This window comes from Spiroplasma endosymbiont of Asaphidion curtum (genome assembly GCF_964031085.1).
Lineage (GTDB): Bacteria > Bacillota_I > Bacilli_A > Mycoplasmatales > Nriv7 > Nriv7.
This window is the reverse complement of record NZ_OZ035001.1, coordinates 1146488-1161887: the sequence shown is the minus strand read 5'-3', so window position 1 is coordinate 1161887 and position 15400 is coordinate 1146488. Positions and strand designations below refer to the sequence as shown.

Genomic DNA, 15400 nt, shown 5'->3' with positions numbered 1-15400 from the left:
TAATGCAAGAAGTCTAATTATTATTTATTCTCGGAAATAATATTTGTTTCAAATTGATTTTAACATTATCTAAGTCTTGAAAATTAGTTAAATTTGTAAAATTTAACTGTTCGTAATTAATATTTAATTGTTGAAAAATAACAATACTTTTAGTTACTAAAATAGGTTGTAATAAATACGCACTTACTTTTAAAACTTGTAATAAATTATTAATAACTTTATTTAAATTAGCATCAGGATTAGTAAATAATACTCAAGGAGTTCTTTCTTCAATATATTTATTAGCATAATGTAATAACTCAATTACTGTTTTAACAGCATCATTAATTAAATATTGATTCATTTTTGCTTCATAACTTTCAATTGTTAAATGAATGTGTTGTTCTAATGCCTTATCTAAATCATTAGTACTAGGAACATACTGCGGAATAACATTATTAAAATATTTTTCTGTCATTGTCATTGTTCTTGATAATAAATTACCTAAATTATTAACTAAATTACTGTTATATGAATCAATTAATAATTGTAAACTATAATTACTATCTCTAGTAATATGTAAATCATTAACAAGAAAAAATCGTAAAGCATCACTGCCATACTCATTAATTAATTGTAATGGATTAATACTATTATCTTTTGATTTTGACATTTTATCATCATTCATTGTGATTCACGAATGACTAATTAATTTATTAGGTAAACGAATATTTAATGCCATTAATAAGATTGGCCAATAAATGGCATGAAATCTAGTAATTTCTTTACCTAAAAATTGCACAATTTCACTATTTTCTCCCCAATATTTATTAAATTCACTATTATCTGATGAGAGATAACCTAATGAACTTAAATAGTTGCTTAAAGCATCAATTCAAACATAAATTATATGTTTAGAATTTTGTTTAACCAGAATCCCTCAATTAAAACTTGTTCTTGTAACACTTAAATCTTGAAGTCCCGGACTTAAAAAATTATTAATCATTTCATTCATTCGTGATTCAGGATAAATAAAGTCAGGGTGTTGATGATAGTAATCTAACAATTGTTCTTGATACTTTGAAACTTTAAAAAAATAACTTTCTTCTTGTAAAAACTTTAATTGTTGATTACACAACAAATGCAACTTATCATGAGAAATTTGTGATTTGGTAACAAATTCTTCACAAGCAATACAATATCAGCCTTCATATTGATCTAAGTAAATATCTTCTTGGACTAATAACTGATTAAAGATTTTTTCAACAACAATAGTATGTTCTTGACTAGTAGTTCTGATAAATTTAGAATAATCAATCTGTAAAGCTGTTCATAAATCTTTAAACTTATTAACGATGCCATCAACAAATTCTTGGGGAGTAATATTCGCTAATTGTGCTGCTTTAGCAATTTTTTGTCCGTGTTCATCACTACCAGTAGCAAAAAATACTTCATAACCTTGTTGTTTCTTATAACGAGCTAAAACATCACTTAAAACTGTTGTATACGCGTGCCCTAAGTGTAATTCATTATTAGGATAATATATTGGCGTCGAAACATAAAAATATTTTGGTTGCATAACTTCATCCTTTATTAAATTATTTATATTATATATTATATTACACCATTTCTTTATATAATTAAATTATACATACCCTAAGGAGGACTAATATGGAAGTAAAAATGAAAGGAAAACCTTTACAATTAATTAAAGAACCAATTAAAATTGGTGAAACTCTTGATTTTGTCGCCACTAATCTTAATATGTCAGACTTTAAAATAACTGACATCGTCAAGAAAAAGAAAGTAATCTCAGTTGTCCCCAGTGTTGATACTAGCACTTGTTTAACCCAAACTAAACATATGAACGAAAATATTAGTAAACTAGAAAATATGCAACTAATTACAATTTCAAGAGACCTACCCTTCGCCCAAAATAAAGCTTGTGAAAGTTTTAAAGACAATAATCACATCCTTATATCTGACTACAAATATCGTGATTTCGGCATTAAAACTGGTTTAGTAATCCAAAAACTAGAACTTCTAGCAAGAACCTTATTAGTATTAGATAAAAATAACATCGTTATCTACATTGATATTAACGAAGAAACATCAGCGGAACCTAATTACACTAAACTATGAGACTTTTTAAACAAATAATCACACATGTTAAAAACACACTTTGTACAAAGTGTGTTTTATTTATTTTATTATTAGACTTCTTGCATTACTTATTTATTAAACAAAATTCCTATAAAATATATTTAAAATAGAAATTATAAGGAATTTAAGATTATGAAATTTGATAAATTTAATTTTATTAATGATAAAGAATTATTACGATTAACTGGAATAAAGCAAAGTACTTTTAATAAAATGTTAAATATTTTAAAAGAAGCTGAGTTAAAAAAGTTTAAAAGAGGTGGTAAAAATAATAAATTATCATTAGAAAATAGATTATTGATGACTTTATCATATTGACGAGAATATCGTACTTATTTTCATCTTGGTAAAAGTTTTGATATTAGTGAAGCTAGTTGTTATCGAAATATCAAGTGAATTGAAGATATTTTAATCAAACATCCTGATTTTCAACAACTTGCTGGTAAAAAAGCATTAATAAATGATTATTTTAATGATAAAACAATTATTATTGATGCTACAGAAACACCCATTCAACGCCCAAAAAAAGACAAAAACAATCTTATTCAGGAAAAAAGAAAAAACACACTATTAAAACACAAGTAATTATTGAAAAAGAAAGCAAAATAATTATTGCAACAAATTTTTCTCTCGGTAAAAAGCATGATTTTTGTTTATTTAAAGAATCAAAAATCCCAATTTTAAAAAATACTAAATTAATAGTTGATAATGGTTATCAAGGAATACAAAAAATTCATAGTAATGTTCTAATACCTAAGAAAAAAACAAAGAAAAACCCTTTAAATAAAGAACAAAAACATAATAATAAATTAATTTCAAAAATGAGAATTATTATTGAAAATATTTTTGCTATTCTTAAAAAATTTAAAATTATTACTGAAAAATATCGTAATCGTAGAAAACGATTTAGTTTAAGATTTAATTTAATTGCTTCAATTTATAATTTGCAATTATAGATAACATAAAATATTTATTTAAAATTAAATTTAAATGCTGAATTATACTTGTAAGTGCAAGTAAATAAAATTGCAAAAAATCTCATATAAAAATTTCATGATGCTAAGTTTATTTTAGAAAAAACAAAGCAAGGAGTTTTTATATGGGTTACAAACATCTTGGCATATATGAAAGAATTTATATTGAGAATCAATTGAAGTTTAAAGTAAAAATTAGTGAAATAGCTAAAAATCTTAATCGAAGTATTAGTACTATTATTCGAGAAGTCAATAGAAATAAAGATAGTAATCATTATTTTTCATTAATTGCACAAAATAAAGCAGAAAACAGAAAACAATCACATGTTTATTTTCATAAGTTTAAAAATAGAGAATTAGTAAAATATGTACAACAAAAATTACTATTAGGTTGATCGCCTGAACAAATTTATGGCAGAATTAAAAATTTTCATAAAGAATGAATTATTAGTTTTAAAACAATTTACAATTGAATTTATTCTGGATTACTTGAAAAAGTTACTAATAAAAATTTAAGAAGAAAAGGTAAGAAACGAAAATCTCAAGAAAATCGCGGTAAATTTAATGGTAAATCAATTAAAGAACGAAATATTAATGTTAATAATCGTATAACTGTTGGTCATTGAGAAGGTGATACTGTAGTATCATCACGAGGTAAAAGTAAATCATGTTTAATAACTTTAGTTGAAAGAACATCAAGATTTACTTTAGCAATGTTAGTTGAAAATAGAACTACTAAAGTTGTTAACGAAAACATTAGCCATTATTTATCAATTCTTCCAAATAATCTTGTTAAGACTATAACATTTGATAGGGGTAAAGAATTTTCTAATTGACAACAACTTGAAAAAAATTTAAATGTGAAAATTTATTTTGCTAATGCGTATTCGCCTTGACAAAGAGGTACTAATGAAAATACTAATGGTTTAATTAGAGAAAAATTTCCTAAAAAATTTAATTTTTCAAATACTACTAAAAATGCAGTTCATAAATTTATATTGTCTTTAAACCAAAGACCAAGAAAAATACTAAATTATCTTTCACCAATCGAATATTTGGTTAGAAAAATAATTTAGTTGCACTTAACTTTACAATTTGGCAAATAATAAAATAATTTTTTGTTGTGTCAAAATTTACACATTTAATAAAATCCATAAGTATTAACCTAATAAAAGTTAGAAATTACTATATAGTATTTTTTATTTACAAATAATTTGTAATTATTTTAATAAGTAATGCAAGAAGTCTATTAATTTATATAAGTTTATATATGTGAAAGCCCTGCTAAATATAAACTTAATGAAACTTCATCTAAACTACCAACTTTAACAATTAAATCAAGATCTGTTTCACCAAAAAAGAAGTTAATTTATTATTTTTTGAAATTGATGTCCCATCTTCAATACTTACTTGATTATAGTTTATTTTCCTCAAATATTTTTGTAATTCTTCCTTTAAAAGAGCAATGTCTTCTTTCCTTGAGTTTTTAAGTTCCTTCAAATTTTAATTATAACAAATTTTTTAAAAATTTTTAACTAAAGTTAATTTTAATTTTGTCGAAAACTCTTGATATTTATTGAATATACTTAATTTTAGGTATATTTTTAATATGATAGAGGTGGATAATAATTATGGAAAAAATAATTCAAGAACTAGTAAATAATTTAACAGATGATCAATTTTTAGAATTTTATGAAAAAGTCAAACAACAAGCAGAATTAATAAAAAAACAAAAACGTTTAAATGAAATTGATCAAAAATTTAGAGCTCAAGGTATTAAATGCCCTAAATGTGAATCTTACCATTGCGTTAAAAATGGACATAATTCAGAAGGAAAACAAAAATATTTATGTAAAAATTGCTGTGCAAGTTTTGACGCTTTTCGTAATCATTTTATTTATTGAAGTCATTTAAATTATGAACAATGAAATTTATTGATTCAAATTTCATTGCTGGGGCAATCTAGTAAAACAATTTCTCGTTTTATTAAAACTACATTAAAAACCGCTTGATATAATCGTCAAAAATTAATAAAATCAAAACAATTAGAAAATACCCAATTAAAATTTAAAAAATTATCTGGTAAAATCCAAATCGATGAAACTTTTATTAAAGAAATCCATAAAGGAAATTTCAAACATAAAACTGATCCACGAAGAATTCACCTTGACCCATTCACAACTAATACTAAATGCTGTATTCAAATGGCAATTGATAATAATAACAATATTTATGTTAAATCCACAAACACCAAACGTTTACAAAAACAATGAGTTATTGAAAATATGAACAAAGAATTAATTAACAAAAATTCAATTATTACTTCTGATATGCAAAAATTATATTTTTTAGTAGCAAAACAAACAAATTCTACTTTATGTGTAACTAAAACAACAATTAATCCTGAAGCTAGTTATCGTAACTTAAATAAAATCAGTAAATTACAATCTAGTCTTAAAGAAGCCTTAATTCATTATCATGGTTTAGGTTTTACTAATATTCAAAATTATTTAAATCTCTGAAAATGAAAATACCAACATAAGGGTTTAACTCCAAACCAACAAACAGCGGTATTATATTTTAATGTATAAAAAAGTTAAAGTAAAAATAGTAATTTTACATAAAAGCATTTTAAAATTATCAAGTTGATGATTCTTTTTATTTTATCAAGAGTTTTCGACAAAATTAAAAAAAGTTAATATTTCTTCATCTGACTTTCTAACAATATCAATATTTTTTACTTTAAAACGAATCGTTTCCGTTTCTTTACCAATAGTAATATCCAATATCATATCATTCTGAATTGCCAGTTAAGTTATCAGTTTCTGAACCTTTAAATGAAATTTTTAAAAGTTAGTAATCATCACCTAATAAATTTTTAATTAATTCTTTTGCCTTATTATACGCATCTAATCTCGTATTACTAGTAGTTAATTTGCGGATATTAAAATTAAACTCAGTTTCAAAATACAATTTAATAAGTTGTATTATTAAACTATGATTTTCCTTAATTAAATCTTTTCTCTCACCAATTATTCGTAAAAATTCAGCTTTAATATGGGCAATTTTACCTTAGACTTGGTACATAACTATAACTAGCTTAATTCAAAATTATATATTCCTGAAATTAAGTTAAATCGTAATCCAAATCTTCTAATCTTATTGCGATAACGATAAACTAGTATTTAAATCTTTTTAATCTAGCAAAAACATGTTCAATGGCAATTCTAACTTTACTTAAAAAGCTATTATATTCCTTTTTATCTGGATTTAAAGGATTATTTTTACTCTTTTTAATTGGCAATAATGTATTTTTATGAACATTTTGCAAACCTTGATATCCTGAATCAGCAATTAATTCTAATTTTGGATTTATAAGTGTATTTGATTTTAAAAATAACTTATAATCATGAATACTGCCATAACAAAAATCTACTGAAATAATCTTATTGTTAAATAAATCAATAATTATTTGCGATTTTAATGAATGTTGCCTTTTCTTACCAGAAAATAATAATTTTAGTTTTTTTTAATTCTTTCAATTGGAATTTCTGTAGCATCAATTGCTAATAAATTATTATTAGTACCCTTATTTTCCAATAATATCTTTTTGTCAGGTATATGAAAGTGACTATTTTTTATTAGAGTATTTTCAACTCAAAAGATATTACGAATACAACTAACATGACTAATATTATATTTTTTGCAATAATACGATATGTACTATATTCTTTTCAGTATTCTAAAGTCATCAATAATCTTTGCTCTATTGATAATTTATTTGGTCTACCACCAATTTGTTTTTGTTTTGCTTCAGCTTCTTTTAAAATTTCTACCATTTTCATGAAAGTTTTATATTTTATGCCTATTAGACTATAAAATTCATTTTCGTCTTTGTATTTATCTAACATTTGTACTTCATCTAGAAAATAATATTATCAAAATAGTAGATAAAATTAAAGGTTATGTATCAAGTCTCTTTTCAATCAGTTTTAGAACCAGTAAAAGGCTTAATATCCTTTAATTTATCTTTACCAAAACTATTAACTAATACATCCAATTTTTGTAAATCAGCATTTAAAAGTGCTAATTCGTCTTGGTATTTTTTAATCTTAATTTCTAATTTGACCTTAATATTTTCCAGTTTTTCAACAGTTAAATTGATATTTTTATCAAGATTTTTTATTTGTTTAGTCAAATCATTAATTTTATTCACTAAACTTTGTTTTTCAACCCGAAATAAAGTCTTATTAACAATTTCATCAAAAATACTATCTTTAACAATTAAGTTTTGTTCCGTAGGAATTGGTGCTTTACCAGCACAAGCTATTAAAGGTAACCCCTACCCCAACTATCAAACTAGCTACAATTAAAAGGTTTAAAAGATTTTTAAACATCATAATATTGCCTCTTATTGTTCGAATTTGTTAATTAACTCTTCTAAGTTGTCAACAGCAGTTTCTAATTCAGTTTTAACGGCTCTTTACCAGTATCAATCGCTATTTGTAAAGCATCTAAAGCCTCATTAGCATCCTTAATTTCTTGCTTATTTGCTTCATTTTCAGTATTAAGCTTAGTTTTTTCTTTAATTATTCTTTCAAACTCAGCTTTAATATGATCAACTTGGTCTTCAAATTTCGCTTCTTCTTTTACTTTTTTAAGTTCTTTTAAACTACCTTCTTTACCAAAAGTAGCAACTAAATCAGTAATTAACTTAACTTGTTTTGTATATATTTTAATTTGCTCATTTAATTTACTAATTTGACTATCCTTCTCAGCTAATTTATCATTTAAAGCTTTTTCTTTTCTAACTCGGTAGTCTTCAAGAGCCTTAACATACTTTAAAGCGCTAGTTTTTTGACTTTCAAATTCAGCTAACTCTTTAATTACAACAACTGTATCATTTGATTTAATCACATCATATTGTGTTTTAAGTTCTAGTAATAATGCATCATTATTTTCTCCAATAGTTTTTACACTAGACTTGGTACATAACTATAACATTTTGCACCTACCAAACTATAAAATTCACTTTCATCTTTATATTTATCTAACATTTGTGCTTCATCTAGAAAATAATATTATCAAAATAGTAGATAAAATTGAGGGTTATGTACCAAGTCTACTATTAATTAGGTTATCAATCTTATCTTTTACTGCTTTAAATGCTTGTTTTTGTGCATCATATTGAGTTTCCAAAGTTTTAATTCTTGTCTTTAAAGTATTAACAGTATTAGCAAAATTTGTTCTAAGCTGTTCAATTGCTTCTTGACTTGTGATTTTATCAAAAGTAACTGTCCCTGTTGAACAAGCAACTAAACCGATTGTCGCTGTTCCTAAACCTAATGTAATACTTGTCAAAGCCATTAATAAACGCTTTGTTCCATTCATATTCATATTTTTCCCTCTTTTTTTAATAATTTGTTCAGTATAAACTGAAACTTTCTTTTCCTATTTTATACCTTAACTCGTTAATTTATACAGTAAAAATAGTAAAATGTCAACATTTCTCTAGGGTTAGTCTTGATGATAGACTTGATATACAAGACTTTTAGGAAGATTTCGCATATTTGCTACTTCCTTAATTGCTTCTTTAATAGTAATATTTTGCTTTTTAGCTACTAATATAATGTGGTCTTTAATAGTTAAAGAACGATAATCAACCACCGCTTCATAACCTTTAACAATTAACACAAATTCACCCTTTAATGAAGCTAAATCAAGATTAATAATATCATTTAATGGCATTCGATAAATAGTTTCATACATCTTAGTTAACTCTCTTGCTAAACAAACATCACGATTACCTAAAATTTCTTTTATCACCCTTAATGTTTTTTCTAAATGATGCACGCCAACATAAAAAATTAACGATTCAGAACGATATTTTAATTGTTCAACTTGTTGTTTAAGTTTTCCCACTTTGTGGTCTAAAAAACCTCAAAATAAAAACGGATATGGTGGTAATCCCGAACAAACTAAAGCATTTAATAAGGCACTAGAACCACTAATACTAACAACATTATATTTCTTAGCAATTACTGCTTGGACTAATTGATATCCGGGATCCAATATTAACGGATAGCCCGCATCACTTAGCAAAGCAACTGACTGATTATTATCTAAAGAATGTAATACTAAATTAATTCGTTCTTTTTCATTATGTTGATGTAATGAAATAAGTTTTTTCTTAATATTAAAATGTTGTAATATTTTATTACTTACTCTTGTATCTTCACAAAAAATTACAACAACAAGTTGTAAGGTTTCTGCAATCCGACTATTTAACTCTTTTAAATTGCCAATTGGCGTTGCTACTAAATATAACGATGGTCGCTCATTACGAAAACTTTTCTGAATCATTATTATCTTATCCTATTCCCTTTTAGGAAAAACCCGTTCATAAATAATATTAACATTACGAACAAAATAATTAATATCAAAACATTTTTCTAATTGCTCATCATCTAAATATTTAGAAATTTTATATTCTTTAACTACTTCCTTAAAATCTCGTTTTTCTTTTAAACTAGCAAAAGTACACTCTTGTAAAAAATCATAAATTTCTTCACGAGAAAATTGGGTTTTCTTAATAATTTCTAATAACAATCTTTGACTAAAAAAGGTATTAAATGTTTTTTCAATATTTAAAGCAATATTTTTTTCATTAACTTCTAAAAGATTAAGAATCATATTCATCCGCTTTAAAATAAAATGTAATAATGAAAATGTTCCACTAATAATTATTCTTTCATTAGAACTATGCGAAATATCCCTTTCATTTCATAACAAATTATTTTCATAAGCAACAATACTATTAGCACGAATCAGACGAGCTAACCCACAAATATTTTCACTCCCAATTGGATTTTGTTTATGAGGCATCGCACTAGAACCTTTTTGGTTTAATGAAAATCCTTCGCGGATTTCATCAACTTCACTTCGTTGACTATGACGAATTTCAAGAGCAATTTTTTCTAATGTGGAAGCAATATTTGCAAAAACACTAAAAAGAAACGCATGCCGATCTCTTTGAGTTACTTGCGTTGAAATATTATCAACGCCTAATCCTAACTCTTGTCTGACAAAATCTTCCACAACTGGTTCAACATTCGCATAATTACCAACCGCACCAGAAATTTTAATAACTTCAATTTGCTTACGCGCTAACAAAAATCTTTCCACTTGCCGATTAATTTCTTCATACCATAAAACAAATTTTAAACCAAAAGAAGTCGGTTCGGCAAATATGCCGTGTGTTCTTCCAATACAAATTAAATTCCGATATTTTAAAGCTTTCAGTTTTAAATTATCTAATAATTTTTGCAGTTCTTTAGCAATAACATCGTTTGCTTGCTTAATTAAATAATTTTGAGCGGTATCAACAACATCAGTTGAAGTTAATCCTAAATGAATTCAGCGTTTTTCATTTTCTAAACTATTTGATAACATTCTTGTAAAAGCAACCATATCATGTTGTGTTTGCTTTTCTAAACTATTCATTAATTTTAAATCAACTTTAACTTTTTTCAATTTTTTAAAATCAGATTTATCAATTAATCCTAAATTGCCTCATGCATCACACACTAATAATTCTACTTTTAATCAAGTATCATATTTCTTTTCTTCACTTCAAATCACTTTCATTTCTTTTGTTTGATAACGCTTAATCATCCTTATTCCTCCTTTATGGAAATAGATTTATAAAATTACTAACTGCTTTGTAATCATTTCTTTAATATTATCATTAGTTAATATTGCGACTAGTTGTAAAGCAAACTTAATTGCAACACCAGGTGATGATGCCGTAATAATATGACCATCAATAACAACAGCTTCATTGCTAATAATTTTAGCAGTTTCTAAACCATTGAAACACCCAGGATAAACACTAATATTCTTATTATTAGCAATACCTAACAATCCTAAAATTTGCGGGGCAGCACAAATCGCAGCAATAAATTTATTTTGTTTATTAAATGTTTTTAATAAGTTCATTAAATGTTCATTTTTTTGTAAATTATTAACACCCTTCGCTCCACCAGGTAAAATTAGCATCGCATAATCATTAGGTATTTGACTAAAATAATAATCACTTTTAATAGTAATATTATTAGCGCCCACAATAAAATCTTTATTTTCACTACTAATAATATCAATATTAATTTTTGCTCTTCGTAAAATATCAATAACAGTTATTGCTTCAATTTCTTCATAACCAGTTGCTAAAAAAATTGCTACTGTTGCCATTAAATTAAAACCTCTTTTTCCTTAAAATATTTCGGTTAATAAAATTGTTTGTTCACGATCTGGGCCAACAGAAAATAATGCCAATGGTAAATCAACTAATTTACTAATTGTTTGTAAATAAATTTTAGCATTTTCAGGTAATTCTGCTCACGATTTTACTTTTGTAATATCTGCTTCTCAACCAGCTAATTCCATATAAACTGGTTTACATTTTTCATACTCTTCAATATCAGCTGGAATATAATTAATTTTTTCACCCTTATAAACATAAGCAACACATAATTTTAATAATTTAATATTGCTTAAAACATCTAAAAGCATAATTGCTAATGATGTAAATCCATTAACACGACTTGCATGTTGTAAAACAACAATATCTAATCAACCAATCCGGCGTGGTCGCAATGATACTGTGCCATACTCTTTACCAGCTTCTCTAATTATATGGGCCATTTCAGCATTCATTTCCGTAATTAATACACCATTACCAACACGAGTATTATATGGTTTACTAATTGCTAATATATTATTAACCATTCACGGAGCAATTCCTGCCCCAACGGCAATTGATGATGCTGATGGATTAGAACTAGTAACAAAGGGATATGTTCCATGGTCAATATCTAACATCACACCTTGGGCACCTTCAAATAATACTTTTTGATTTGCTTTAATTAAATTATTTAATAATAACGAAGTATCACAAACATATTGTTTAATTACCGCATATCACTCTTGACATTGTTTTAATAAATTATCTACTATAATATGTAAATTATCTTGATATATTTGTTTTAAAATATCTTCTTTAATCGCAATGACATTTTCTAATTTTGCTTTTAATGTTAGTGAATTTTCTAAATCACAAATTCTAATTCCTATTCTTGCGATTTTATCTTCATATGTCGGACCAATGCCTCTTTTAGTTGTCCCAATAATATTTTTTCGTTTTACTTCTTGATATTCATCAATTTTTAAATGATATGGCATAATGACATGGGCACGATTCGAAATTTTTAAATTATGACACGAAAAACCTTTATCTTGTAAACTTTTAATTTCCATAATTAACTTTTCTAAATTAATAACACAACCATTAGCAATAATATTAATTGCTTGCTCATTAAATATCCCTGAAGGAACTAAATTTAACTTATATTTTTCATTATTAAAAACTATTGTATGACCAGCATTATCACCACCAGCTCAGCGAACAATAACGGTACTATTTTGCGCAAAATAATCACTTATTTTGCCTTTTCCTTCATCACCTCATTGACTACCAATAATTGCTAATGTATTTTTCATTTCATTACTTCCTTTAATTATTTTATTATTACTTGTATTTTACTACAAAACTTAATTATAAATATTCATAACTCTTTCAAAATTAAAATCAACAACAAAATCATCAATAATATTTAAAACTTTATTAACTGTGTCATCAATGATTGGTTTTTCTTTATTAGTAAATTTACCTAAAACCCAAGAACTAGTATCATAAGCATTATCTTTACCAATACCAATTTTAATCCGTTTAATTTTATTACTATTTAAACTATTAATAATGCTATTAACACCGTTATGACCACCACTACTACCCGCATGCCGTAATTTTATAACCCCAAGTTCTAAATCAACATCATCATAAATAACAATGATGTCGGATATTGCAATTTTAAAATAATTAGTTATTGATGAAACACTATATCCTGATAAATTCATATATGTTAATGGCTTTAATAAAATAATACTTTCATTATTTTTAATCGTTTTACCATATTGACCATCCATTTTTTTATTATCTAACTTAATATTTCATTTTTTAACTAAAGCATCAATAATTTGAAAACCAATATTATGTCGCGTATGGACATATTCTTTATTAGGGTTTCCTAGACCTACAATTAATTTCATTTTTTTAACCTTTCTCAAAAAATTCATTAGATTTCTTGCATAACCTATTAAAATAATAAAAATTTTAAATTTAACCACTTTAAAATAAACATTTTTCTAAAATCTAAAATAATTTTGATAACAATTAACTAGGTTATGCAAGAAATCTATTAAATAAACAAAACTCGCTAGAATGCGAGTTAATTAACTATTACTCCTGTAAATTTGATATTTTTTTGAACGAGTGATATATATTTCTGACAATGATTCACAATTAATAGAAGCGTTAATCATCTTCGCTAAAAAACCAGCAATAGAAATTATTTTTAAACCAGTAAATTTTTTTGCTTCTAATAATTCAATTGAATTAGTAACAACAACTTCATTCACAATACCACTAGCAACAGCATTTTTTAACCGTTCAACAGCTTTACCACTAAATATTGGATGAGTTGCAGCAATATAAACAGTTTTGGCGCCAACATCTTTTAATGCTCTCGCTGCATTAACAATGGTACCACCAGTATCAATCATATCATCAATAATAATACAATTTTTATCTTTAATATTACCAAGCACAAATTCAACTTCACTAACATTAGGTTCAGGGCGTTTTTTAACAACAACTGCTAATTCGCCAGGTAAATAAGTTGTTAAATGTCGCGCTCGGGTAACACCACCATGATCTGGTGATACAATAACAACATTATTAAGTTTTTTTTCTAAAAAATATTCCGCAAAATCATGACTTGACCGTAAATCATCAACAGGAATATCAAAAAAACCTTGAATTTGTGATGAATGAATGTCTACTAGCATAATCCGATCAGCACCAGCACCAGTTAACATATTAGCTACTAATTTGGCAGTAATTGGTTGACGACCTTTTGCTTTCCGATCTTGTCGTGCATAACCAAAATATGGAATTACAACATTAATTTTATTAGCTGATGCTCGTTTTAAAGCATCAATAAAAATTAATAATTGCATTAAATTTTCATTAACTGGAAATGATGTTGATTGAATTACATAAACATCTTTACCACGAACTGACATTAAAGATTCAACAGAAATTTCACCATCCGCAAAATTATTTACTTTTGCTTCTTGTAAAGGAACTTTAAGAATATTACAAATTTCTTGTGCTAATTTTTTACTGGCATTCAATCCAAAAAAAGCAACATGCTCATAACTATTATTTGTCATTAAATGACCTCCTTATTAATATTATATTACCATTATCTTTAACGAAATGGTATAGATTGATAAACTGTTCAATTGTTAACTGTTCGCTTCTAATAGTTAAAGGTAAATTTAATTTTAAAATTAATGATTCAGAAATTTGTTTATTATTAGTAATCAAATTTAAATTATTAAGTAAAGTTTTTCTTTTCATAGCAAATAATTTGCGAACAAAATCATTAAATTCTCTTTCATTATCAACTTGATAATTTTTTTGTAAAGCAAAATGAACAATTCAACTATCAACATTAGGTTCAGGAAAAAAATTATGACGACTTATTTTTAAAAGAATACTAACTTTACTATAATACTGACAAATTACACTTAAATTACTATATGCTTTATTATTTGGTAAACTAGTAATTCTTTGGGCTACTTCCTTTTGCATCATTAATGTAAAACTCGTAAAATACTGAACATTATCTAATAATTTAAATAAAATTGGTGATGTTAAATAATATGGTAAATTAGCAACAATATGAATTCGTTTAATATTAACAAAATGTTCTTTAATTAGTAATGATAAATTAACATTTAAAAAATCATCATTAATAAGTTTAAAATTTGTTTCATTTTTAAAATGTTCATTTAAAATCGGAATTAATTTTTTATCAATTTCAATGCTAACTACTTTTTGAGCCTTTTTTAAAAGACTCGCCGTCATTATTCCTAATCCGGGTCCAATTTCTAAAATACCATCAGTATTCTCACATCCAAAACTATTTGTAATTTGATTAACTATTTGTTCATTATTTAAAAAATTCTGTCCTCATTTTTTAATCGGATGTAAATTATATTTTAAAAGTATTGCTTGTGGTTTCATTTTCAAATCCTATAATATTTTTTCATATTATATAATTATAACACATAATTAATGAAATATTTTAAGATTAAAT

18 protein-coding genes are annotated in these 15400 nt (G+C 25.3%); 4 read left to right on the top strand and 14 right to left on the bottom strand.

Features of this window, described 5'->3' with window-relative positions; genetic code table 4:
- Positions 1 to 13: 13 nt before the first annotated feature.
- Positions 14 to 1558 (bottom strand): methionine--tRNA ligase, encoded by a 1545-nt coding sequence (gene metG, locus AAHJ00_RS06950; RefSeq protein WP_342223923.1) that lies wholly within the window; start codon positions 1556 to 1558, stop codon positions 14 to 16.
- A 92-nt stretch (positions 1559 to 1650) separates the two neighbouring features.
- Between metG and tpx the strand changes: the two genes are divergently transcribed.
- From tpx to AAHJ00_RS06930, 4 genes are all read left to right on the top strand, one after another.
- A complete protein-coding gene (gene tpx, locus AAHJ00_RS06945; RefSeq protein ID WP_342223922.1) occupies positions 1651 to 2139 on the top strand; it encodes a thiol peroxidase in 489 nt (162 codons plus the stop codon).
- Positions 2140 to 2274: 135 nt separating this feature from the next.
- A protein-coding gene (locus AAHJ00_RS06940; protein ID WP_342223477.1) for an IS5 family transposase occupies positions 2275 to 3098 on the top strand; the annotation gives its coding sequence in 2 pieces (ribosomal slippage) (positions 2275 to 2671 and positions 2671 to 3098; 825 coding nt in all).
- A gap of 143 nt (positions 3099 to 3241) precedes the next feature.
- The gene (locus AAHJ00_RS06935) at positions 3242 to 4192 is read left to right on the top strand and encodes an IS30 family transposase (protein ID WP_342223478.1); all 951 of its coding nucleotides are present in this window, start codon (positions 3242 to 3244) and stop codon (positions 4190 to 4192) included.
- 555 nt (positions 4193 to 4747) lie between these two features.
- Positions 4748 to 5707: an IS1/IS1595 family N-terminal zinc-binding domain-containing protein gene (locus AAHJ00_RS06930; RefSeq protein WP_342223921.1), complete on the top strand. Its 960-nt coding sequence runs from the start codon at positions 4748 to 4750 to the stop codon at positions 5705 to 5707.
- A 72-nt stretch (positions 5708 to 5779) separates the two neighbouring features.
- Here the strand turns inward: AAHJ00_RS06930 and AAHJ00_RS06925 are convergent, their stop codons facing one another.
- The 13 genes from AAHJ00_RS06925 to rsmA all read right to left on the bottom strand — a co-directional run bounded on the left by AAHJ00_RS06925 (position 5780) and on the right by rsmA (position 15327).
- Positions 5780 to 5908: a hypothetical protein gene (locus tag AAHJ00_RS06925; protein ID WP_342223920.1), complete on the bottom strand. Its 129-nt coding sequence runs from the start codon at positions 5906 to 5908 to the stop codon at positions 5780 to 5782.
- Between the two features lie 386 nt (positions 5909 to 6294).
- Positions 6295 to 6576, bottom strand: a complete 282-nt coding sequence (locus tag AAHJ00_RS06920; protein ID WP_342224628.1) for a transposase family protein — start codon at positions 6574 to 6576, stop codon at positions 6295 to 6297.
- A gap of 181 nt (positions 6577 to 6757) precedes the next feature.
- Positions 6758 to 7027: a transposase family protein gene (locus AAHJ00_RS06915; RefSeq protein WP_342223919.1), complete on the bottom strand. Its 270-nt coding sequence runs from the start codon at positions 7025 to 7027 to the stop codon at positions 6758 to 6760.
- 11 nt (positions 7028 to 7038) lie between these two features.
- Positions 7039 to 7332, bottom strand: a complete 294-nt coding sequence (locus AAHJ00_RS06910) for a hypothetical protein (RefSeq protein WP_342223918.1) — start codon at positions 7330 to 7332, stop codon at positions 7039 to 7041.
- 245 nt (positions 7333 to 7577) lie between these two features.
- Positions 7578 to 8033 carry a FlxA-like family protein gene (locus AAHJ00_RS06905; RefSeq protein ID WP_342223917.1) on the bottom strand — a complete coding sequence of 152 codons (456 nt, stop codon included), beginning with the start codon at positions 8031 to 8033 and terminating at the stop codon, positions 7578 to 7580.
- 192 nt (positions 8034 to 8225) lie between these two features.
- Positions 8226 to 8507 carry a hypothetical protein gene (locus tag AAHJ00_RS06900; protein ID WP_342223916.1) on the bottom strand — a complete coding sequence of 94 codons (282 nt, stop codon included), beginning with the start codon at positions 8505 to 8507 and terminating at the stop codon, positions 8226 to 8228.
- Positions 8508 to 8633: 126 nt separating this feature from the next.
- Positions 8634 to 9479: a 16S rRNA (cytidine(1402)-2'-O)-methyltransferase gene (rsmI, locus tag AAHJ00_RS06895; RefSeq protein WP_342223915.1), complete on the bottom strand. Its 846-nt coding sequence runs from the start codon at positions 9477 to 9479 to the stop codon at positions 8634 to 8636.
- 12 nt (positions 9480 to 9491) lie between these two features.
- Positions 9492 to 10790: an adenylosuccinate lyase gene (purB, locus tag AAHJ00_RS06890; protein ID WP_342223914.1), complete on the bottom strand. Its 1299-nt coding sequence runs from the start codon at positions 10788 to 10790 to the stop codon at positions 9492 to 9494.
- 27 nt (positions 10791 to 10817) lie between these two features.
- A complete protein-coding gene (locus AAHJ00_RS06885; protein WP_342223913.1) occupies positions 10818 to 11366 on the bottom strand; it encodes a DJ-1 family glyoxalase III in 549 nt (182 codons plus the stop codon).
- A gap of 21 nt (positions 11367 to 11387) precedes the next feature.
- On the bottom strand, positions 11388 to 12674 hold the full coding sequence (locus tag AAHJ00_RS06880) for an adenylosuccinate synthase (RefSeq protein WP_342223912.1): 1287 nt from the start codon (positions 12672 to 12674) through the stop codon (positions 11388 to 11390).
- A gap of 51 nt (positions 12675 to 12725) precedes the next feature.
- Positions 12726 to 13283: an aminoacyl-tRNA hydrolase gene (gene pth / locus AAHJ00_RS06875; protein ID WP_342223911.1), complete on the bottom strand. Its 558-nt coding sequence runs from the start codon at positions 13281 to 13283 to the stop codon at positions 12726 to 12728.
- A gap of 183 nt (positions 13284 to 13466) precedes the next feature.
- Positions 13467 to 14468 (bottom strand): ribose-phosphate pyrophosphokinase, encoded by a 1002-nt coding sequence (locus tag AAHJ00_RS06870; RefSeq protein ID WP_342223910.1) that lies wholly within the window; start codon positions 14466 to 14468, stop codon positions 13467 to 13469.
- Positions 14458 to 15327: a 16S rRNA (adenine(1518)-N(6)/adenine(1519)-N(6))-dimethyltransferase RsmA gene (rsmA, locus tag AAHJ00_RS06865; RefSeq protein ID WP_342223909.1), complete on the bottom strand. Its 870-nt coding sequence runs from the start codon at positions 15325 to 15327 to the stop codon at positions 14458 to 14460. Before rsmA ends, AAHJ00_RS06870 begins: the two co-directional genes overlap by 11 nt.
- Positions 15328 to 15400: the final 73 nt, after the last annotated feature.